We start from the raw sequence: 19,902 nt of genomic DNA on the forward strand, positions 1-19,902 counted from the left end.
CCTAGTCGTCGCCTCCGGCCGGTGCCAACGCATCGACCGAACGTTCGGTGGGGCGGGCGACGTCGTAGCGCCTGTTCACCCGCGTCACCTCCACCGCGCCGTCGTACACCCCGGCCGCCTCGGTCTCCACGGTCTCCGGGGAGTTCCAGACGGGCAGGTGGGTGAGCAGCAGCCGCCGAGCTCCCGCGGCCACGGCCGTCTCCCCCGCGCGCCGGCCGGTGAGGTGGATGCCACGCAACCCGTCCTCGCGCCCCTCCTGGTAGGCCGCCTCGCACAGGAAGAGGTCCGCGTCCCGTGCCGCGTCCACGAGCTCGTCGCACGCGTCCGTGTCCCCCGAGTAGGTCAGCACCTCGGTCCCGGAGGGCCCCCGGTACTCGACGCGCAGCGCGTACGGCTCGGGGCACGGGTGGTTCACCGGGAACGGGGTCACGGTGAACGGTCCCACCGTCACGGAGCGCAGGGGCTGCCACACGTGGAACTCGAACTCGGTGTCCATCGAGTGCTCCGGAGGCAGCAGGTGCAGCTGGTTGAGGTAGGTGGGCAGCTGCGACGGGCCGAACAGCGGGATGGGCCCGGCCGTCCAGCCGCGCGGGTCCCACTTGATCGCCACGTGCAGCCCGCCCACGTCCACGCAGTGGTCCGGATGCAGGTGGGACAGCATGATCGCGTCGATCGTCTCGAGCTCGATGTGGCGCTGCAGGGCGCCCAGCGTCCCGTTGCCCATGTCGAGCACGATCCGCCACGTCCGGCCGTCCGCGTCCTCGCCGCTGAGCAGGTAGCAGGAGGCAGGCGCGTCGGGACCGGGGAAGCTGCCGGTGTTGCCGACCACGGTGAGCAGCATGTGTTGACCTTTCTGCCGCCGGCTCAGCGCTGAGCCGGGTGGATCGTGGCGAGCGAGCCGGTGGGGTACTGCTCCGCGACGGAGGCGGTGTGGCGCACCCGGACCACCTCGGGTCCGAGGAATCGCTGGGCGAGCGCCTCGAAGCCCACGGGGTCGCCCGTGGCGAGGAACTCGTGGTGGGGAGCGAGTGCGGGATCGCGTTCGAGGTCGTGGTCCATGAGGGAGCGGTAGACGTCCCGCGCGGTCTCCTCCGCGGAGGAGACCAGGTTGACGCTCTCCCCCATGACGTAGGAGATCACCGCGGTGAGCAGCGGGTAGTGCGTGCAGCCGAGCACCAGCGTGTCCACCTGGGCGTCCTTGAGCGGCTGCAGGTACTCCTGGGCGGTGCGCAGCAGCTGCGGGCCCGTGGTGACGCCGCGCTCCACGTACTCCACGAACTCGGGGCACGCCACGGAGGTGATCTCCAGCTGGGGCGCGGCGGCGAAGGTGTCGTCGTAGGCGCGCGAGCCGATGGTCGCCTCGGTGCCGATCACGCCCACCCGACCCGTGCGCGTGGTGGCCACGGCCCGGCGCACGGCCGGCTGGATCACCTCGGTGACCGGGATGTCGTAGCCGCGCGTGTAGCGCTCGCGGGCGTCCCGCAGCACGGCGGCCGAGGCGGTGTTGCACGCGATCACGAGCAGCTTGACGCCGGAGTCCACGAGGTCGTCCATGATGCGCAGGGCGTTGGAGCGGACCTCCGCGATGGGCAGGGGGCCGTAGGGCCCGTGAGCCGTGTCACCCACGTAGAGGATCTCCTCGTGGGGCAGCTGGTCGATGATCGAGCGGGCCACCGTGAGCCCGCCCACACCGGAGTCGAAGACGCCGATGGGCGAGTTGGGGTTCGGTCCTGGTCGACGTCCGTGCTCAGCCTGCATACCGGAAAACTGTAGTGCTTTTCGGGGAGCACCTCCCACATGAGTCACCCGGTAACGGGGCCGGGGCTACCGGGACGGCAGCGTCTTCAGCAGCGCCGTCATGAGGGTCTCCTGCAGCCAGGAGACGAAGTTGTAGACCACCGCCATGTAGTCCTCCACGGTCTCCGTGCGGCTGAAGTCCGTGAGCTCCCCCACCCGTTCGGCGTCCTCCGGCGAGTCGATGCCCAGCCGGGCGGCGAGCACCACGCGGACGTCGTTGAGGGCGCGGGCGAAGTCCTGCGCCTGCTCGGGGGTGAGCAGCACCGGATCGGACTCGAGCGCGAGCGAGGACGCCCGCAGCGCCGCCGTCTTGCTCTCGCGCAGGGTGCGGTCCGTGAGGCGCCGGAACTCCGCGGCCTGCTCCGGGTCCGACGACGCGGCGGGCAGCAGCCGGCGCACCGCGGGATCCTGAGGCTCCGGGACCTCCTCGTCCCACCCCACGAGCGCCTCGAGCGGGTCCACGTCCTCGCGGGGCTCGGGCTCCAGGGTGGTGGCGACGTCGGAGAACAGCTTCTGCAGCAGCCGCACCTCGGGACCCTCGAACCGGGCCGTGATCCCCTTGCGCGTGCGCTTGAACCCGTGTGCCATCAGTTCTCCCCCGCCTTCTCGTAGGTCGCCCAGAGGCCGTAGCCGTGCAGTGCGCTCACGTGCGACTCGGCCTCCTCGAGCGAGCCCGTGAACACGATGGAGCGCCCCTGGTGGTGGACCTCCAGCATGAGCGTGCGGGCCTTGGCGTCCGGGTAGCCGAAGTGGGCCCTGAACACGTAGACCACGTAGCTCATGAGGTTGACGGGGTCGTCCCAGACCACCACGTTCCACGGGACGTTCACGGCCGTGGCGGCCTGCTCCTCCCGTGAGACCGTCGGGGACTCCGCGGGTGCGGCGCTCATGAGGACCGCGGGAACCGCGCTGGTGCTGGGGGCCGGGGTGTGGGCCGCCGTGTGGGAACCGGACATTGTCCCCATGGTAGTCACGAGCTCCCGGATCCGCAGGCGCGGGATGTGCTCGTCGGGCGCGCGCACTAGGCTGGCGGGGTGAACGAGCACACCTACTCCTGGCACCCGCAGCCCACGTCCCTGCTGACGGACCACTACGAGCTGACCATGCTGCAGGCGGCCCTGCGCGCCGGCACGGCCTCGCGGCGCAGCGTCTTCGAGGTCTTTGCCCGGCGGCTGCCGCACGGCCGGCGCTACGGCGTCTTCGCCGGCGTGGGGCGCGTGCTCGAGGGCCTCGAGCAGTTCCGCTTCACGGACGAGCAGCTGCGCTTCCTGCGGGACACGAACGTCGTCGACGCCGCCACCGTGGCCTACCTGGAGAACTTCCGGTTCACGGGCCAGATCCGCGGCTACGCCGAGGGCGAGACCTACTTCCCGCACTCGCCCCTGCTGAGCGTCGAGTCCTCGTTCGCCGAGGCGTGCGTCCTGGAGACCTTCATCCTCTCCGTCCTGAACTACGACTCCGCCGTGGCCTCCGCCGCGTCCCGCATGGTGGGTGCTGCCGGTGACCGGCCGTGCATCGAGATGGGCTCGCGCCGCGCGCACGAGCAGGCGGCCGTGGCCGCGGCGCGCGCCGCCGTCGTCGCCGGCTTCGACTCCACCTCCAACCTGGAGGCGGGCTTCCGCTACGGCGTGAAGACCGTGGGCACGGCTGCGCACTCCTTCACGCTGCTGCACGACACCGAGGAGCAGGCGTTCCGCGCGCAGCTCGACGCCCTGGGCGTGTCCACCGCGCTGCTCGTGGACACGTACGACGTCGAGCGGGCCGTCCGTCTCGCCGTGGAGATCGCGGGCCCGGACCTCGGGGGCGTGCGACTGGACTCCGGGGACCTCGTGACCCAGGCGTCGTCCGTGCGCGCGCTGCTCGACAAGCTCGGCAACCCGCACACGAAGATCACGGTGACCAGCGACCTCGACGAGTACGCCATCGCCGCGCTGCGGGCGGCCCCCGTGGACGCCTACGGCGTGGGCACGCGGCTCGTCACCGGCTCCGGTGCGCCCACCTCGTCCATGGTCTACAAGCTCGTCTCGCGCGAGGGCGCCTCCGGCACCATGGAGCCGGTGGCAAAGGCCTCCTCCGGGAAGGCGTCCGTGGGCGGCGAGAAGTACGCGCTGCGCCGTCGCAACCCCCAGGGCGTGGCCACCCACGAGATGGTGGGTGTCTCGCACCTGCCCGAGGACGACGGCGACGACCGCCCCCTGCTCGTGGACTACGTGACCGGCGGCGAGCTGCGCGAGGGCTTCACCGGCCCCGAGGCCGTGGTGCGGGCGCGGACCCGCCACGCGGAGTCGATCGCCGAGCTGCCGCGTGCTGCCCGGCGGCTCTCCGAGGGCGAGCCCGTCATCCCCACCGTCATCGAACCCGGCACCGCCCACTGAGCGCACCGGGCTGAGCACACCGAGAGGAAGGCGATCGTGCGCACCGCACTTGTGATCGTGGACATCCAGAACGACTTCTGCGAGGGCGGCAGCCTGGCCGTGCCGGGAGGTGCCGCGGTGGCCGCCGCCGTCTCCGAGTACCTCGAGGACCACTACGCGGACTACGACGCCGTGGCGGCCACGCAGGACTGTCACATCGAGCCCGGGGCGCACTTCAGCGAGGACCCGGACTACCGCACGAGCTGGCCGGTGCACTGCGTCGCGGAGACCCGCGGGGCCGAGATCCACCCGGACCTGGACACGGAGCACGTGGGCGAGTTCTTCCGCAAGGGCGCCTACGACGCCGCCTACTCCGGTTTCGAGGGCCTCTCCGCCCCGGACGTCGACGTCCCCATGGGCGAGCCCGAGGACAGCGCGGACGAGGAGCGGGTGAGCCTGGACGACTGGCTGCGGGAGCGGGACGTCGAGGCCGTGGACGTCGTGGGCCTCGCGCTGGAGCACTGCGTCCTCGCGACCGCCAAGGACGCCGTGGAGGCCGGCTACGAGACCCGCGTGCTGCTGCCGCTGACCGCCCCGGTGGACCGCGAGCGCGGTGAGCAGGCCGTGGCGGAGCTCGAGGACACGGGCGCGGAGGTCGTCACCGAGCTCGACTGAACGGCGCCGGGCGAACGGCGCCGAACGGCACCGGTCGGCCGCGTGGCGCGCCAGTTGCCCGGCGCATCCGATGGTGCCCGGCGCACGCCGTCGTCGTGGGGGCAGGCCCTCACTTGCGGCCGATGAACCACCGCTGCAGCAGCGCGAGCCGCCCCTCCAGCTGCTCCTCCGAGGCCTGCGCCACCGCCGGACCGCCGCACTTGGCGCGCAGCTCGTTGTGGATCACGCCGTGGGGCGTGCCGGTGCGGGCGGACCACGCGGAGACGTTCTTGGACAGCTGCGAGCGCAGCTCCTTGAGCCGACGGTGGTCCGGAACCACCGGCTGCTCCGGCTGAGAGGCCCCCGCCCCCTGCCGCTGGGACGAGCGCGTCTGGCGCTCCCGCAGCAGAGCCGAGACCTGCTCCGGGTCCAGCAGCCCCGGGATCCCGAGGTACTCGGCCTCCTCCTCGGAGCCCACAGCCGCTCCCCCGCCGAACGCGCCGCCGTCGAAGAGCACGCCGTGGAACGAGGCGTCCGAGTCCAGGGCCTGGAAGTTGCCCTGGGCCAGCGCGGAGGACGCCTTCTCCTCCCGGTTGGCCGCGTCCAGGAGGTCGTCGTCCCAGCCCTCCTCCATGGGCTGGTCGAAGTCGACCACGCCCGGCATGTTCTTGGGCCTGTCCAGCGCGTGGTCCCGCTCCTCCTCCATGGAGTTCGCGAGCGCCATCAGCGCCGGAACGGACGGGAGGAACACGGAGGCCGTCTCGCCGCGCTTGCGGGCGCGCACGAAGCGCCCCACGGCCTGCGCGAAGAACAGCGGTGTGGACGTGGAGGTCGCGTACACGCCCACCGCGAGGCGCGGCACGTCCACGCCCTCGGAGACCATGCGGACCGCAACCATCCAGCGCCTGTCCGACTCGGAGAACTGGTCGATCTTGTTCGACGCCGCCTTGTCGTCCGAGAGCACCACGGTGGGGCGCTCCCCCGTGAGGGCGTGCAGCTGCTCGGCGTAGGCCTTGGCGTCCTGGTGGTCGGTGGCGATCACGAGCGCGCCGGCGTCGGGAACCGTGCGGCGCACCTGGGTGAGCCGCTGGTCCGCCGCCCGCAGCACGGACGGGATCCACTGGCCGTTCGGGTCCAGGGCGGTGCGCCACGCGTGGGAGGTGATGTCCTTGGTGAAGCCCTCGCCGAGCTGCGCGGCCATCTCCTCGCCGGCCGAGGTGCGCCAGCGCATCTGCCCCGAGTAGGCCATGAAGATCACCGGGCGCACCACGTGGTCGTGCAGGGCGTCCGAGTAGCCGTAGGTGTAGTCCGCGGTGGAGCGGCGGATGCCCTCGCCGTCCTCCTCGTAGGTCACGAACGGGATGGGCGAGGTGTCGGAGCGGAACGGCGTGCCCGTGAGCGCGAGCCGGCGCGTGGCGGGCTCGAACGCCTCCCGCAGCCCGTCGCCCCACGAGAGGGCGTCACCCGCGTGGTGGATCTCGTCCATGATCACGAGCGTGCGCCCCGCCTCGGTCCGCGCCCGGTGCAGCAGCGGCTTGTTCGCCACCTGCGCGTACGTCACGGCCGCGCCCATGTAGCCGCGCCCGTGCTGGCCGTCCGCGTTCTTGAAGTTGGGGTCGATGGCCAGCCCCACGCGCGAGGCCGCGTCCGCCCACTGCCGCTTGAGGTGGTCGGTGGGGGTCACCACCGTGATGCGCTGGACCGCGCCGGAGTCGTGCAGCTTCTTCGCGACCGTGAGCGCGAAGGTGGTCTTGCCGGCCCCGGGGGTGGCCACGGCCATGAAGTCGCGCGGCTGGGCGGCCTCGTAGCGCTGGATCGCCTCGGCCTGCCACGCGCGCAGCTTGGGCGCGGTGCCCCACGCGGCCCTGTCCGGGTAGGCCGGGGGAAGATCTGCGGCCGCCCCGAAAAGGGACAGCTGGTCGTCGTCAGACACGTGGTGTTCGTCCTCTCCGCGCGCTCGACGGCGCGCACTGCCCGGGCCGCGCACCGCGCGGCCGCCGCGGCGTCGTCCTCACACGAGGGCACGACGTCGCACGGCGACGGCGCCCGCTCAGTTGCGGGCGCCGTCGGGTGCCCCGCAGCTCCGCGGGGCCTCACTGCTCTGGGATGCCGGTCAGTTCTCGGGCTTGTCCTTGCCGGGGCGCAGGCCCTGGTAGATCTCCTTGCACTCCGGGCACACCGGGAAGCGCTGGGGGTCCCGGCCGGGGGTCCACACCTTGCCGCACAGGGCGATCACGGGTTCGCCGGACAGCGCCGACTCCATGATCTTCTCCTTGCGGACGTAGTGCGCGAACCGCTCGTGGTCACCGGGCTCCGCGAACTGGCGGGTCTCCTCGCGCTCGATGGTCGAGGTGCCGCCCACAGTCTGCGGCTCGGTCGCCGACTCGGTGCTGCTGACCACCCGGGAGGACCGCACGGAAGGTACCCGGGATTCCTGGGCATCGGTGAATTCCATGTCCCCCACTGTACCCCGTGCGCCTGGACCGGCCTGCCCGGTCAGCGGTAGGCGGAGACCTCCTGCAGCAGCTCCGGGGCGCGCGCGTCGAGCCACCGCCCGCCCGCGCGCACACCGATCCACAGCAGCACGAGACCCTCCACGAGACCGACGGCCAGCGCGAGCCAGCTCCACATGAGACCCCCGGACACCAGGTACACGACCAGCAGGGCGAGAGCGGGCAGGCCGAGCAGCCCGATCGCCCCCATGAGCACGAACTGCATCAGCAGGTTCAGCAGGGTGAACCCCTGCGCGCTCTTCATGGGCGTGGACCCCGGAGGCGGTGTGGGGTAGGTGTAGCGCGCAGAGACGACCGAAACCACTCCGGCGCCCCCGAGCAGCATGGTCGCGCACAGGCCCAGCATCGCGGGCACCGCGCCCCAGTCCCCCACGCGCGCGAGCCACACGGCGAGCGCCACGGCCACCAGGGGCACGCTCACGACGAACAGCGCCAGCACGCGCCCGAGCCGGTCCGCCCGCCCGGGGACCCCGGCCAGCACGTGCAGGCTGAACGCGGAGTTGTCGTAGGAGATGTCCGCGGAGATCGCGTAGGCCATCAGCAGGGCGATGCCCGCGGGCAGCAGCCAGACCGCGAACCCGGACTGCGACGTGAGGAACCACGCGACCGCGCACATGGCGGGGACCATCACCAGGGACGCGCTGTAGCGGGGGTCCCGCGTCCAGTAGAGCAGGCAGCGGACGGCCACCGCCCACGTGGGCGTCGCGGGTACGCGGTCGAAGAGCCCGATGCCCGCCACGGCCTTCGTGCCGCCGCGGGCGGCTCCGGCGGCGGCGTCGCCGAGGGCGCGGCGCAGGGCCACACGGGCGAGCGCCGTGAGGGCGACGATCGAGACCACGGTGAGGAGCAGGCGGGCGAGTGCCGTGCCCCAGTAGCCCAGGGCGACGTCGCCGGGCACAGCCCACACCGCACCCAGCGGCGTCCAGGCGAGCACGGCCGCCCACGTGGGGAGCAGGTCCCAGACCCGTTCCAGACCGGCGCCCAGGGTGGCGATCATCGGCCCGATCATCACCACGAGCGCGAGCGTGACGATCGAGACGGTCTCCGTGGTGCGCCGTCCCCCGGCTAGGCGGAGGCTCACGGCGGAGACGCAGCGCGATCCCACGAACGCGAGCAGCAGCCCGAGCAGCGCGCACGGGACGGACACGAGCACCGCCGGAAGAGAGCTGCGCCATGCCACTGCCCACCCGAGCCCCGCGACGAGCGTCAGCGCTCCGGGGATGCCGATCAGCGCGCCCAGCACCTGTCCGGCCAGCAGACCGGACGTGCTCAGCGGGAAGAGTCCCAGCCGGGCGGGGTCGAGCGTCGCGTCCGCCTTGGACGTGGCCACGGGCAGGATCCACCACCCGAGCAGCAGCGCCGTTCCCAGCAGCACCGACGCGGTGACCACCCACCGCAGCTCCTCTCCCCCCAGGAAGTAGAGGGAGATCAGCAGCATCGAGAGCACGCCCAGGGCGTAGAGGCCGCCGAGGATCGTCCCCACGAGCACCCACGTGCTGCGGGTCAGCGTGTTGCGCAGCACCCGCCACTTCAGGGACGCGAGCCGCCGGGCCTCCTCGAGCACCCCGAGGCGCCGCACGGTGGCAGCTTCCCCGCCGCCCACCGGGCGCACGGAGCGGGGCACCGCGGCGTCGGCTTCGGCAGGTACCGTCGTGGCGACGTCGCGCCCGTCCGCACCGTGCGTCGTCGGGCGCCCGTCGCCGGCCCACGGGGCCGCCCCGGGATCCGCGGACGACGCCGCACCGCCCCCGGGCCGCGGACGCGCCGGTGTGGCGCGCGAAGGGTCGAGAGGGTTCTGGTCGGGGTTCACTCGGGACGAAGCCACTGCAGCTCCTCCCCGGCGTCCGTGCGACCGCCCACGAGGGACACGAAGCGGTCCTCCAGCGAGAGGCCGTCGCACACCTGCGACATGGTGCCCTGGGCGAGCACGCGCCCCTGGTCCATCACGGCCACGTGGTCGCACATGCGCTGCACGAGGTCCATGACGTGGCTCGAGACCACCACGGTGCCGCCAGCCTCGGTGTACTGGTGCAGCAGGGAGCGGATGTTCGCGGCGGAGACCGGGTCCACGGACTCGAACGGCTCGTCGAGCACGAGCAGACTCGGCGCGTGGATCATCGCGGCGGCCAGCGCGATCTTCTTGGTCATGCCCGCGGAGTAGTCCTGCACCTGGCGCCCGGCGGCGTCCTGCAGGTCCATGGCCTTGACCAGGTCCTCCGTGCGCTGCTTGACGACCTCCCTGTCCATGCCGCGCAGCAGACCCGAGTAGGCCACGAGCTGGCGGCCGGTCAGTCTGTCGAAGAGGTGCGCGCCGTCCGGCAGCACGCCCATGCGCTGCTTGGCGCGCACCGAGTCCCCCCACACGTCCACGAGTTCGTCACGGCTGCCGCCGCCCACCAGCACGGTGCCGGAGGACGGACGCAGCAGTCCGGTGGCCATGGAGAGCGTGGTGGTCTTGCCGGCCCCGTTGCGTCCCACGAGCCCGTAGAAGGAGCCTCGCGGCACGGTGAGGTCCACGTGGTCCGCGGCGGGGCGCTCCGCGTGGCCGTAGACCTTGGTGAGCGCCCGCACCACGAGCGCGGCCGCACCGGAGCGGGTGGCGTGGTCGTGGACCTGCGGGCGGGGGACGTCCTGGTGGGTGCGCTCGGTCGTGGCGGCCCCTGGGCCGGGCTCGCGGCGCGGGGTCGTGGGTCCGTCTGTGGGGATGCTCATGCCCCCAACCTAGGGAACCGGCATCCCCGGTGTCACCGCCCCACGCCGCGAACGGATCAGAACAGGGCGCGCATGAGCTGCGAACGGGCGGCGACCACGCGGGGGTCGTCCGCTCCCACGACGTCGAAGAGGTCCACCAGCCGCTGCCGGGCGGTCTCCTTCTCCTCGCCGGCCTTCGTCCGCACGAGGTTCAGCAGCCGCCGGAACGCGTCCTCCACGTGTCCCCCGGAGAGGTCGAGGTCCGCGACGTCGAGCGCCGCCTGCAGGTCCTCCGGGGCGGATGCCGCGGCGTCGCGCACCGCCTTCGCGTCCATGGCGCTCACGCGCTGCAGCAGGTGGACCTGGGAGAGCGCGAGCTTGGCGTCGTGGTCTCCGGGGTTCTCGGCGAGCGCCCTGCGGTACGCGGCCTCGGCGCCGTCGAGGTCACCGGCCTCCAGCTTGTTCACCGCCTCCTGGTGCAGGGGCGGCAGCGGCGCGGGCTCCTCGGCCGCGCCGCCCGTGGGCTCGGCCGTGCCGGTGACACCGTTCTGCTCCGCGAGGCTCAGCAGCTCTCCGAGCAGCCCGCGCAGCTGCTCCTCGGGGACGGTCGAGGTCACGAGCGGCACCACGCGTCCGCCCAGCAGGGCGAGCACCGTGGGAACCGACTGGGCCTGGAAGGCCTGCGCGATCTGCGGCTCGGCGGCCGCGTCCACCGTGCCCAGCAGCAGCCTGCCGTCGAAACCGTCCACGACCTTCGCGATGACGTCCACGAAGCTCTCCGACTCCGGGCTCTGCGGTGCGTGCAGCACCACGACCACCGGGTACTGCGTGGACGCCTCCGCGTACTGCTGGAAGTTCCCGGTGTTCAGGGCCACCCGGTAGGAACCGCCGCCGGTGTTCGCAGCTGCCGACGCCGCCGGTGCCCCCGGGGGTGCCCCGCCGGCGGCCACGCCGCCAGTAGCTGCACCCAGGTCCACGGCGCCGCGCACGGAGGCGGGAACCTGCTGCTCGCCCTGCCCGGGTGCGCCCTGCTGTCCACGGGCCGACGCGCCGGCCGGACGTCCGGACGGGGAAGGGGGGAACTCGCTCATGGCTGACCTCCTCGGAAGCCGCGCCCTCTCGGAGCGCGGGTCGAAAGTGTGCCCGCCGTGCCACACGGCACGCGGATGTCGTCATTTCCATTATGTGCACCGGGCGGCGGGGATGTCCCGACGGTGCCGCGATGTACGCTTCCGGCGTGAGCACAACCTCCGATCCACGACGCAAGCCGCCCGCGCGCTTCCGGCCCTCCCGCCAGCGCTTCGAGGTGCCTCCGGAACCCACCGGGGACCAGGAGAGGCGCCGCGCCCCCTGGGACCGCCCGGGCGGCGCGCGGGCGCACCCGGTCCAGACGGGCTTCATGCTCACGGTGGGCGTGGGCCTCGCGCTGCTCGTCTACTACGTGCTCACGAACGTCGGCGGGCTGGTCGGCTGGATCGTGACGGCGGCGTTCATCTCCCTGGGGCTCGATCCCCTGGTGCGGTGGCTCGAGTCCAAGGGCCTTCCCCGCCCGCTCGCGGCGGGGATCGTGATCGTGGCGCTGGCGCTGCTGATCACCGGATTCATCCTGGGCGTGGTCCCCCGCATGGTGGAGCAGGCGCAGCAGATCGCCGCTCGGGGCCCGGACTTCGTCAACGACTTCATGCACTCGGACCTCTTCCACACCCTGGACGACCGCTTCGACATCGCCTCCTCCGTGCAGACCGCCGCGGACGGGCTGCAGAAGCGGCTCACCACGGACGAGAACTTCCTGGGCGGCATGTTCGGCTCCGTGGTCAACGTGAGCGGGGTGGTGCTCAACGCGATCACCGGAACGCTGATCGTGATGGCCCTGAGCCTGTACTTCCTCTTCTCCCTGCCCACCATGAAGGCGTGGTGCTACCGGCTGGCGCCCGCGAGCCGCCGCGCCCGCGTGCAGCAGCTCGGCGAGCGGATGACCAACGGTGTGGGCAACTACGTCATGGGCCAGGCGTGCGTGGCACTGATCAACGCCACCGTGGCGTTCATCCTCATGAACGTCTGGGGAGTGCCCTACGCGACCCTGCTCGTGCTCTTCGTGGGGCTGCTCGCGTTCATCCCGCTCGTGGGCGGCGTGCTCGCCGGCATCCTGGTCACGATCGCGGCCACCCTCGGCGGGTGGGACACGGCCATCCCCTACGCCATCTGCTACTTCGCCTACCTCCAGCTCGAGGCCTACGTGGTCTCTCCGCGCATCATGGCCCGGGCCGTCGCGGTGCCCGGCGCGGTGGCCGTCATCGCCGTCGCCGCCGGGGGCGCGCTGTGGAGCGTGCTGGGCGCGCTCATCGCGATCCCCACCGCGGCCGCGGGGCTGCTGCTGGTCCGCGAGGTCTTCGTCCCGCGCCAGGACACCCGGTGAGCGACGACGCCACCGTGGCCCACGCCTGCCGCTAGGCTGTCCTGGTGCGTTTAGTGATTGCAGACTGCTCGGTGCGCTACGAGGGACGGTTGAACGCGTACCTTCCTCCGGCCCGCCGCCTCATCATGCTCAAGGCCGACGGCTCGGTGCTCGTGCACTCCGACGGCGGGTCCTACAAGCCCCTGAACTGGATGAGCCCGCCCGCGAAGCTCCACGTCCGCGAGCCCTCCGAGGAGCTTGCAGCCGAGGGAGTCACCGAGGTCTGGGAGGTCCGCGCGGGCAAGTCGGACGACCGCCTGCTCATCAACATCACCACCGTGCACAGCCAGCTCCACCACGAGCTCGGGGCGGACCCGGGGCTCGTCAAGGACGGCGTGGAGGCAGACCTGCAGCGGCTGCTGGCCGAGCAGATCACCCGCCTGGGCGAGGGCTTCTCCCTCGTGCGCCGCGAGTACCCCACCACCATCGGACCCGTGGACATCCTCGCGCGGGACGCCAACGGGGCCACCGTGGCGATCGAGCTGAAGCGCCGTGGCGACATCGACGGCGTGGAGCAGCTCACCCGCTACCTCGAGATCCTCAACAGGGATCCCCTGCTGCGTCCGGTCCGCGGGGTGTACGCCGCCCAGCAGATCAAACCCCAGGCCCGCACCCTGGCACGCGACCGCGGGATCGAGTGCCTCAGCCTCGACTACGACGAGATGCGCGGGGCCGTCGACACGCAGTCACGGCTCTTCTGAGCGGCCTCCCCCGACCGGCGCGTCAGATGTCCCGCCCTCCCGGACGGCGCGTGCGACCAGGCCCGCCGGGTGGCACGCGGTGGCTGCTCACCACGTCTCCGGGGCCCGGTGAGTCGACGGTGAGATCTTGGCGACACATTCGCCGTGCCGCCTCAGGACGATTGACCACCGCGCGGCAGTGTGTGATGCTTGACGTGTTCTCGCATCATGTTTGACATGCTCGCAGGAATGGTAGCGAGCGTGAAGTTCTGACTGGCGCTGTGGCACAACACTTTGTGAGCCGCATCCACAGCCTTCTCGCGGTACCAGTTCAGGTGCACATCCATGTGCACACACTATTACTCCAGAAGGAGATGCCCCATTATGGCTCAGGGCACCGTTAAGTGGTTCAACGCAGAAAAGGGCTTCGGCTTCATCACGCCGGACGACGCTGATGGCGACGTCTTCGTCCACTACAGCGAAATCCAGTCGGGCGGCTTCCGCACCCTCGAAGAGAACCAGCGCGTCGAGTTCGAGATCGGCCAGGGCCAGAAGGGCCCCCAGGCCACCGGCGTGACCGTCATCTGAGACGCGTCCCCGGACGAAACCCCCGCCACCTCACGAGGTGGCGGGGGTTTTCTCGTGCCCGCCGCACTTCGGGCGCGGGATGCGCCGACGGGACAACCGACCGGGGCCGGTCCCCCGCTGACATCCTGGCCGGCACACGAGAGCGCAGCCCCGAGAGCGCAGCCCCGGAGAAGAGGGACCGGCGCCCGTCTCAGCTCCAGCCGCGCGCGATCCTCCGCTGCACCCGGACACCCGCGTGTGCAAGGTGGTCCACGAAGTGCTCGTAGCCGCGGTCGATGTGCTCCACCCCGGAGACCTCCGTGACGCCCTGGGCGGCCATGCCCGCGATCACGAGGGCCGCGCCGGCGCGGATGTCCATGGCCTCCACGGGGGCACCGGAGAGCTCGTGCGCCGGGACACCGTCCACGCGGGCGTGGTGGCCGTCCAGCTGCACACGCGCCCCCAGTCGTTCGAGCTCGGCCGTGAAGCCCCAGCGGGCCTCGAAGACGTTCTCCGTGATGATCCCGGATCCCTCCGCCACCGCGTTGAGTGCCACGACGAACGGCTGCAGGTCCGTGGGGAATCCGGGGTACGGAAGCGTGGAGACGTTGATCGCCCGGGGCCGTTCGGGGCCCTGCACCACGAACCGCCCCTCGGACGTGTCGATCTCGCAGCCAGCCGAGCGCAGCTTGTCGAGGACCACGGACAGGTGCTCCGGTTCGGCACCCTCGATCTCCACGCGACCGCCCGTGACCGCGGCCGCGAACGCCCAGGTCCCGGCGACGATGCGGTCCGCGATGGTGCGGTGCGTGACCGGCGACAGCCGGGGCACACCGTGGATCGTCAACGTGGTGGTGCCGAGCCCCTCGATGCGGGCACCCATCTCCTGCAGCATCCGGCCGATGTCCACGATCTCGGGTTCCCGTGCCACGTTCTCCAGCACCGTGACACCCCGGGCGGTGGTCGCGGCGGTCATCAGGTTCTCCGTGGCGCCCACCGACGGGTAGCCCAACCGGTAGGTGGCACCTTCGAGCCCGCCCTCCGCGCTGGCGCGCAGGAAGCCCCGCTCAATGCTCAGCTGCGCGCCCATGGCTTCCAGCCCGGCGCGGTGCATGTCGAGGCCGCGCGTGCCGATCGCGTCTCCCCCGGGCAGCGCCACCTCCGCCCGGTGGCAGCGTGCCATGAGTGGCCCCAGCACGGAGATGGACGCGCGCATCGCCCGCACGAGGTCGTAGTCCGCCTGGTGCCCGAGCTCCTCGGGGACGTCGATGCTCACCTCGTGCTCGGCCGGGCGGTAGGAGACGTCGCAGCCCAGGCGGCGCAGCAGCTCCGCCATGACGGTGACGTCGTGGATCTCCGGGACGTTGGTGATGGTGGAGCGCCCCACGGCCAGCAGCGTGGCGGCCATGAGCTTGAGCACGCTGTTCTTGGCTCCGAACACCGGCAGCGCTCCGGACACGGCGGTCGGGCCCTGCACCTCGATCATTTCTTCCACGGTTCCTCCTGGGGGCCACGGCATTGTCTGGGGGGTGGAACGGAGTCCGGCCACGGTGACCGGCCGCGAACGTGATGTCACCGCGTAGGTCTCACAACGTCGTCGACCCCCGTACCAGCAGGCACGAGGGTCGACGACGATGGGTCACCCAATCCGGTCAGGCGGACCGGTTCTCCGACTCGAGGGAGACCTCGTCCGCGACGACCGTGACGCGGTTGTTGTCGACGGAGACGAAACCGGCGTCGATGGTGCCGCGCATGCGGTCACCGTCCACGCGGTCGATCGCGAACTCCCCCGGTTTGAGCAGCCCGGCCATGGACTCGTGCCCGGGCATGATGCCGATGTCGCCCTCGGTGGTCCGCACCCGCACGAGCCGGGCGGTGCCGTTCCAGACCATCCGATCCAGGGCGACGATTTCCACGATGAGTTCGGCCATCTCTACTTCTCGCCCGTCTCGGCCTTGATCTCGTCCCAGCGCCGCATGACGTCGTCCAGACCGCCCACGTTGTAGAAGGCCTGCTCCGGGACGTTGTCCAGCTCGCCGTCACAGATCTTCCCGAAGGCCTCAATGGTCTCCTCCAGGGGAACCGTGGAGCCCTCCACACCGGTGAACTGCTTCGCGGTGTAGGTGTTCTGCGAGAGGAACTGCTCGATGCGGCGGGCGCGGGAGACCACGACCTTCTGCTCCTCGGAGAGCTCTTCGACACCGAGGATCGCGATGATGTCCTGCAGCTCCTTGTTCTCCTGCAGGATCGACTTCACGCGGGTCGCCACGTCGTAGTGCGTCTGGCCCACGTACTGCGGGTCCAGGATGCGCGACGTGGAGGACAGCGGGTCGATCGCGGGGTACAGACCGCGCGACGCGATCTCACGCGAGAGCTCCGTGGTGGCATCCAGGTGCGCGAACGTGGTGGCCGGGGCCGGGTCCGTGTAGTCGTCCGCGGGCACGTAGATGGCCTGCATCGACGTGATGGAGTGACCGCGCGTGGAGGTGATGCGCTCCTGCAGCACGCCCATCTCGTCCGCCAGCGTGGGCTGATAGCCCACGGCGGAGGGGATGCGGCCCAGCAGCGTGGAGACCTCGGAGCCCGCCTGCGTGAAGCGGAAGATGTTGTCGATGAACAGCAGCACGTCCTGGTTCATGACGTCGCGGAAGTACTCCGCCATCGTCAGACCGGTCAGTGCCACGCGCAGACGCGTTCCAGGCGGCTCGTCCATCTGGCCGAACACGAGGGCGGTGTCCTTGAGAACCCCCGCCTCCTCCATCTCGACCCACAGGTCGTTGCCCTCACGGGTGCGCTCGCCCACGCCGGCGAACACCGAGGTGCCGCCGAAGTTGCGGGCCACACGGGTGATCATCTCCTGGATGAGCACCGTCTTGCCCACGCCGGCGCCGCCGAACAGGCCGATCTTTCCGCCCTTGATGTAGGGGGTGAGGAGATCGATAGACTTAATGCCCGTCTCCATCATCTCGGTGCTGCCCTCGAGCTCCGCGAAGGACGGCGCCTTGCGGTGGATGGGCCAGCGCTCCTGGACGTCCAGCTCGGAGACGGGAAGGTCCAGGGAGTCACCCAGGACGTTGAAGATGTGGCCCTTGACCACCTCGCCCACGGGCACGGAGATCGGGGCACCGGTGTCCTGCACGGGCGTGCCGCGCACCAGGCCGTCGGTCTGCTGCAGCGAGATCGCGCGCACCACGTTGGAGCCGAGGTGCTGGGCGGTCTCGAAGGTGATGCGGCGCGGCTTGCCGTTGAACTCGTAGTCAGCGGTCAGCGCGTTGTAGAGGTCCGGAACCTGGTTCTCGGGGAACTCGACGTCGACCACGGGTCCGATCACGCGGGCGATGCGGCCGGTGCCGCCCCCCGCGACCGGCTGGGTCGCCTGGTCGTTGATAGTGGCAGTCATTTCTCTCACTTCGTTTCGGCTGGCAATGGGGAGCGCGGGCCTAGAGGGCCTCGGCGCCACTGACGATTTCGGTCAACTCGGTCGTGATCTCCGCCTGGCGGGCGTTGTTCATCAGACGCGTGTACTTCTTGATGAGCTCGGTGGCGTTGTCCCCGGCGGCCTTCATGGCGCGCTGGCGGGACGCGAGCTCGCTCGACGCCGCGTGGCACAGTGCCGAGTAGATGCGCGCCTTCACGTACCGGGGAAGGATCTGGTTGAACAGCTCCTCCGGGTTCGGCTCGAACTCGAAGTTGCTGTGCGTGTCCTCCAGCGCGTCGTAGCGCTGGGAGACCTCGTCACCCAGGTCGTTCGCGTCAACAACCTCCAGGGGCAGCAGGCGCAGCACCCGCGGCTCCTGGTTCACCATGGAGTTGAACTGCGTGTACACGAGCAGCACCTCGTCCACGCCGGCGTCCTCGTGCGGGGCGTTGATGTCGCTCATCAGACGCTCGGTGAGCTCCTCGGCGCGCTCGGTGCTCGCGCTGTCCGTGTTGCCCGTCCAGAAGTCGTCGTAGTCGCGGTGCCGGAAGTCGAAGTACGCCTTGGCCTTGCGACCCACGAGGTACACGCGGGTCTCCTTGCCCTGCGAACGCAGCAGCTCCAGCAGCTCCTCCGTGCGCTTGAGCACGTTGGAGGAGTAGGAACCCGCCAGCCCCCGGTCCGAGGTGAAGACCACGACGGCCGCCCGCCGGACATCGTCCGAAACGATGGTCAGGGGGTGGGTGATGTTGTGCTGCGTGGCGATCTGGGAAACCGCGCGGGTCAGCGCGTTGGCGTACGGGTACGCACCTTCGAGGCTCTGCCGGGACTTGTTGATGCGCGAGGTCGCGATCATCTCCATCGCCTTGAAGATCTTCTTCATCGACGACGTGGATGCGATCTTCTGTCGGTAGACCCGAATCTGCGCTCCCATGAAATTTCCTTTCGGCACCGTGGTGGTGCGCCGGGGGCCGGCGCACCACCGAAAGCGGCTACTTCTTGACGATCGTTTCCTGGTTCACAGCGGTGGCGCCGAGGCTGTCGTGCTCCTCCACGCCCGGCTCGATGCCGTGCTTGGAACCGTGGAAGTCACGCTTGACCTCTGCCACCGCGGTCTTCAGGGCGTCGATCGCGTCGTCCTCGAGCTTGCCGGTGGAGTTGATCGAGTCCATGACGTTGGTCGTGCGGCGCACCTGGTCCAGGAGGGCGCGCTCGAACTCGGACACGTTGGCGACCTCGACGTCGTCGAGCTGGCCGGTGGTGCCCGCCCAGATCGAGACGACCTGGTCCGCCACGGGGTAGGGCGTGTACTGGGGCTGCTTGAGCAGCTCCATGAGACGCCCACCGCGGGTCAGCTGCTGGCGGGAGGCGGCATCCAGGTCCGAGGCGAACATGGCGAACGCCTGCATGGAGCGGTAGGACGCCAACTCGAGCTTCAGCGTGCCGGAGACCTTCTTCATGGCCTTGACCTGAGCGGCGCCGCCCACGCGCGACACCGAGATGCCCACGTCCACGGCGGGACGCTGGTTGGCGTTGAACAGGTCCGACTGGAGGAAGATCTGGCCATCGGTGATGGAGATGACGTTGGTGGGGATGAACGCCGAGACGTCGTTCGCCTTGGTCTCGATGATGGGCAAACCGGTCATCGAGCCCGCGCCCAGCTCGTCCGAGAGCTTGGCGCAGCGCTCGAGCAGGCGAGAGTGCAGGTAGAACACGTCGCCGGGGTACGCCTCGCGTCCCGGCGGACGGCGCAGCAGCAGAGACACCGCACGGTAGGCCTCGGCCTGCTTGGAGAGGTCGTCGAAGACGATCAGCACGTGCTTGCCGTTGTACATCCAGTGCTGGCCAATGGCCGAGCCGGCGTAGGGAGCCAGGTACTTCAGACCCGCGGACTCCGAGGCCGGGGCCGCCACGATAGTCGTGTAGTCCAGGGCACCGTTGTCCTCCAGCGTCTGGCGCACAGCGGCGATGGTGGAGGCCTTCTGGCCGACCGCCACGTAGATGCAGCGGACCTGCTTCTCGACGTCTCCGGACTCCCAGTTGGAGCGCTGGTTCAGGATGGCGTCCACCGCGATGGCGGTCTTTCCGGTCTGGCGGTCGCCGATGATCAGCTGACGCTGGCCGCGACCGATCGGGATCATGGCGTCGATGGCCTTGATGCCGGTCTGCAGCGGCTCGTGCACGGACTTGCGCATGGTCACGCCGGGGGCCTGCAGCTCGAGTTCGCGGCGGCCGTCCGTGGCGACCGGTCCGAGGTCGTCGAGGGGCTCGCCGAGCGGATCCACGACGCGGCCGAGGTAGCCCTCGCCCACGGGCACGGAGAGCACCTCGCCGGTGCGGTGGACCTCCTGGCCCTCCTCGATGCCCTGGAAGTCGCCGAGGACCACGACGCCGATGTCGCGGGTGTCGAGGTTCAGGGCCAGGCCCAGCACCCCGTTCTCGAACTTGAGCAACTCGTTGGCCATGACGGAGGGAAGGCCCTCCACATGGGCGATGCCGTCTGCCGCGGACGACACGCGTCCTACTTCTACTCGTTCCACGTTGCCGGGATCGTAGGACGCGGCGAAATCGTTCAGCGCGCTACGGACCTCGTCGGCATTGATGGTCACATCGGCCATCTGCTGTCCCTGCTCTCTACGTCGTGTGATCATCGCGTGAGCAATGACCAGGCTTGTTCTTGTCGCGATGCGTTGCCCCATCGCCGTGCAGCCGCGTGGGCCGCCCGTGGAGGCAACGCGACGAGATGCCGGCATCGACCGACTCCCCGCGATCC

The 19,902-nt window shown here is 70.6% G+C and carries 19 protein-coding genes; 5 read left to right on the forward strand and 14 right to left on the reverse strand.

Going from position 1 to position 19,902, the window contains the following annotated elements; all coding sequences use genetic code 11:
• Window position 1 precedes the first annotated feature (1 nt).
• From D8M39_RS05200 to clpS, 4 genes are all read right to left on the reverse strand, one after another.
• On the reverse strand, window positions 2–841 hold the full coding sequence (locus D8M39_RS05200) for an MBL fold metallo-hydrolase (protein WP_094394228.1): 840 nt from the start codon (window positions 839–841) through the stop codon (window positions 2–4).
• 23 nt (window positions 842–864) lie between these two features.
• A complete protein-coding gene (murI, locus tag D8M39_RS05205; RefSeq protein ID WP_055084895.1) occupies window positions 865–1,758 on the reverse strand; it encodes a glutamate racemase in 894 nt (297 codons plus the stop codon).
• A 66-nt stretch (window positions 1,759–1,824) separates the two neighbouring features.
• Window positions 1,825–2,385 (reverse strand): DUF2017 domain-containing protein, encoded by a 561-nt coding sequence (locus tag D8M39_RS05210; protein ID WP_055084897.1) that lies wholly within the window; start codon window positions 2,383–2,385, stop codon window positions 1,825–1,827.
• Window positions 2,385–2,687 carry an ATP-dependent Clp protease adapter ClpS gene (gene clpS, locus D8M39_RS05215; RefSeq protein WP_055084952.1) on the reverse strand — a complete coding sequence of 101 codons (303 nt, stop codon included), beginning with the start codon at window positions 2,685–2,687 and terminating at the stop codon, window positions 2,385–2,387. Before clpS ends, D8M39_RS05210 begins: the two co-directional genes overlap by 1 nt.
• Before the next feature lie 144 nt (window positions 2,688–2,831).
• Between clpS and D8M39_RS05220 the strand changes: the two genes are divergently transcribed.
• Window positions 2,832–4,172 carry a nicotinate phosphoribosyltransferase gene (locus tag D8M39_RS05220; protein WP_055084899.1) on the forward strand — a complete coding sequence of 447 codons (1,341 nt, stop codon included), beginning with the start codon at window positions 2,832–2,834 and terminating at the stop codon, window positions 4,170–4,172.
• A gap of 36 nt (window positions 4,173–4,208) precedes the next feature.
• On the forward strand, window positions 4,209–4,826 hold the full coding sequence (locus D8M39_RS05225; RefSeq protein ID WP_055084901.1) for an isochorismatase family protein: 618 nt from the start codon (window positions 4,209–4,211) through the stop codon (window positions 4,824–4,826).
• 109 nt (window positions 4,827–4,935) lie between these two features.
• Here the strand turns inward: D8M39_RS05225 and D8M39_RS05230 are convergent, their stop codons facing one another.
• From D8M39_RS05230 to D8M39_RS05250, 5 genes are all read right to left on the reverse strand, one after another.
• Window positions 4,936–6,738, reverse strand: coding sequence for a DEAD/DEAH box helicase (locus tag D8M39_RS05230; RefSeq protein WP_083482478.1), 1,803 nt, complete (start codon window positions 6,736–6,738; stop codon window positions 4,936–4,938).
• A gap of 180 nt (window positions 6,739–6,918) precedes the next feature.
• A complete protein-coding gene (locus D8M39_RS05235; protein WP_055084956.1) occupies window positions 6,919–7,260 on the reverse strand; it encodes a DUF3039 domain-containing protein in 342 nt (113 codons plus the stop codon).
• Window positions 7,261–7,301: 41 nt separating this feature from the next.
• On the reverse strand, window positions 7,302–9,143 hold the full coding sequence (locus D8M39_RS05240; protein ID WP_238693964.1) for a hypothetical protein: 1,842 nt from the start codon (window positions 9,141–9,143) through the stop codon (window positions 7,302–7,304).
• Window positions 9,125–10,030: an ABC transporter ATP-binding protein gene (locus tag D8M39_RS05245; RefSeq protein WP_126874567.1), complete on the reverse strand. Its 906-nt coding sequence runs from the start codon at window positions 10,028–10,030 to the stop codon at window positions 9,125–9,127. Before D8M39_RS05245 ends, D8M39_RS05240 begins: the two co-directional genes overlap by 19 nt.
• Before the next feature lie 56 nt (window positions 10,031–10,086).
• A complete protein-coding gene (locus tag D8M39_RS05250) occupies window positions 10,087–11,100 on the reverse strand; it encodes a tetratricopeptide repeat protein (protein ID WP_126874568.1) in 1,014 nt (337 codons plus the stop codon).
• A 146-nt stretch (window positions 11,101–11,246) separates the two neighbouring features.
• Between D8M39_RS05250 and D8M39_RS05255 the strand changes: the two genes are divergently transcribed.
• The 3 genes from D8M39_RS05255 (at window position 11,247) to D8M39_RS05265 (ending at window position 13,732) form a co-directional block, all read left to right on the forward strand.
• Window positions 11,247–12,425 carry an AI-2E family transporter gene (locus D8M39_RS05255; protein ID WP_238693965.1) on the forward strand — a complete coding sequence of 393 codons (1,179 nt, stop codon included), beginning with the start codon at window positions 11,247–11,249 and terminating at the stop codon, window positions 12,423–12,425.
• Between the two features lie 44 nt (window positions 12,426–12,469).
• The gene (nucS, locus tag D8M39_RS05260) at window positions 12,470–13,165 is read left to right on the forward strand and encodes an endonuclease NucS (RefSeq protein ID WP_055084908.1); all 696 of its coding nucleotides are present in this window, start codon (window positions 12,470–12,472) and stop codon (window positions 13,163–13,165) included.
• 363 nt (window positions 13,166–13,528) lie between these two features.
• Window positions 13,529–13,732, forward strand: a complete 204-nt coding sequence (locus D8M39_RS05265; protein ID WP_012398055.1) for a cold-shock protein — start codon at window positions 13,529–13,531, stop codon at window positions 13,730–13,732.
• A gap of 190 nt (window positions 13,733–13,922) precedes the next feature.
• Here the strand turns inward: D8M39_RS05265 and murA are convergent, their stop codons facing one another.
• The 5 genes from murA to atpA form a co-directional block, all read right to left on the reverse strand.
• Window positions 13,923–15,206: a UDP-N-acetylglucosamine 1-carboxyvinyltransferase gene (gene murA / locus D8M39_RS05270; protein WP_055084910.1), complete on the reverse strand. Its 1,284-nt coding sequence runs from the start codon at window positions 15,204–15,206 to the stop codon at window positions 13,923–13,925.
• 157 nt (window positions 15,207–15,363) lie between these two features.
• On the reverse strand, window positions 15,364–15,642 hold the full coding sequence (locus D8M39_RS05275) for a F0F1 ATP synthase subunit epsilon (RefSeq protein ID WP_055084912.1): 279 nt from the start codon (window positions 15,640–15,642) through the stop codon (window positions 15,364–15,366).
• A 2-nt stretch (window positions 15,643–15,644) separates the two neighbouring features.
• Window positions 15,645–17,111, reverse strand: a complete 1,467-nt coding sequence (gene atpD, locus D8M39_RS05280; RefSeq protein ID WP_055084914.1) for a F0F1 ATP synthase subunit beta — start codon at window positions 17,109–17,111, stop codon at window positions 15,645–15,647.
• Window positions 17,112–17,151: 40 nt separating this feature from the next.
• The gene (locus D8M39_RS05285; protein WP_055084916.1) at window positions 17,152–18,063 is read right to left on the reverse strand and encodes a F0F1 ATP synthase subunit gamma; all 912 of its coding nucleotides are present in this window, start codon (window positions 18,061–18,063) and stop codon (window positions 17,152–17,154) included.
• A 58-nt stretch (window positions 18,064–18,121) separates the two neighbouring features.
• The gene (gene atpA, locus D8M39_RS05290) at window positions 18,122–19,747 is read right to left on the reverse strand and encodes a F0F1 ATP synthase subunit alpha (RefSeq protein WP_055084918.1); all 1,626 of its coding nucleotides are present in this window, start codon (window positions 19,745–19,747) and stop codon (window positions 18,122–18,124) included.
• Window positions 19,748–19,902 lie beyond the last annotated feature (155 nt).

The sequence above is a fragment of the Kocuria sp. HSID17590 genome, from assembly GCF_003989485.1.
Taxonomy (GTDB): Bacteria; Actinomycetota; Actinomycetes; order Actinomycetales; family Micrococcaceae; genus Kocuria; species Kocuria salsicia.

What these genes read in the sequence shown, in the direction of transcription:
- D8M39_RS05210 (WP_055084897.1), bottom strand. Translation starts at nt 2,385, where the DNA reads ATGGCACACGGGTTCAAGCGCACGCGCAAGGGGATCACGGCCCGGTTC.
- D8M39_RS05275 (WP_055084912.1), bottom strand. Translation starts at nt 15,642, where the DNA reads ATGGCCGAACTCATCGTGGAAATCGTCGCCCTGGATCGGATGGTCTGG.
- D8M39_RS05235 (WP_055084956.1), bottom strand. Translation starts at nt 7,260, where the DNA reads ATGGAATTCACCGATGCCCAGGAATCCCGGGTACCTTCCGTGCGGTCC.
- clpS (WP_055084952.1), bottom strand. Translation starts at nt 2,687, where the DNA reads ATGAGCGCCGCACCCGCGGAGTCCCCGACGGTCTCACGGGAGGAGCAG.
- D8M39_RS05265 (WP_012398055.1), top strand. Translation starts at nt 13,529, where the DNA reads ATGGCTCAGGGCACCGTTAAGTGGTTCAACGCAGAAAAGGGCTTCGGC.
- D8M39_RS05200 (WP_094394228.1), bottom strand. Translation starts at nt 841, where the DNA reads ATGCTGCTCACCGTGGTCGGCAACACCGGCAGCTTCCCCGGTCCCGAC.
- D8M39_RS05285 (WP_055084916.1), bottom strand. Translation starts at nt 18,063, where the DNA reads ATGGGAGCGCAGATTCGGGTCTACCGACAGAAGATCGCATCCACGTCG.
- atpA (WP_055084918.1), bottom strand. Translation starts at nt 19,747, where the DNA reads ATGGCCGATGTGACCATCAATGCCGACGAGGTCCGTAGCGCGCTGAAC.
- D8M39_RS05245 (WP_126874567.1), bottom strand. Translation starts at nt 10,030, where the DNA reads ATGAGCATCCCCACAGACGGACCCACGACCCCGCGCCGCGAGCCCGGC.
- atpD (WP_055084914.1), bottom strand. Translation starts at nt 17,111, where the DNA reads ATGACTGCCACTATCAACGACCAGGCGACCCAGCCGGTCGCGGGGGGC.
- D8M39_RS05250 (WP_126874568.1), bottom strand. Translation starts at nt 11,100, where the DNA reads ATGAGCGAGTTCCCCCCTTCCCCGTCCGGACGTCCGGCCGGCGCGTCG.
- murI (WP_055084895.1), bottom strand. Translation starts at nt 1,758, where the DNA reads ATGCAGGCTGAGCACGGACGTCGACCAGGACCGAACCCCAACTCGCCC.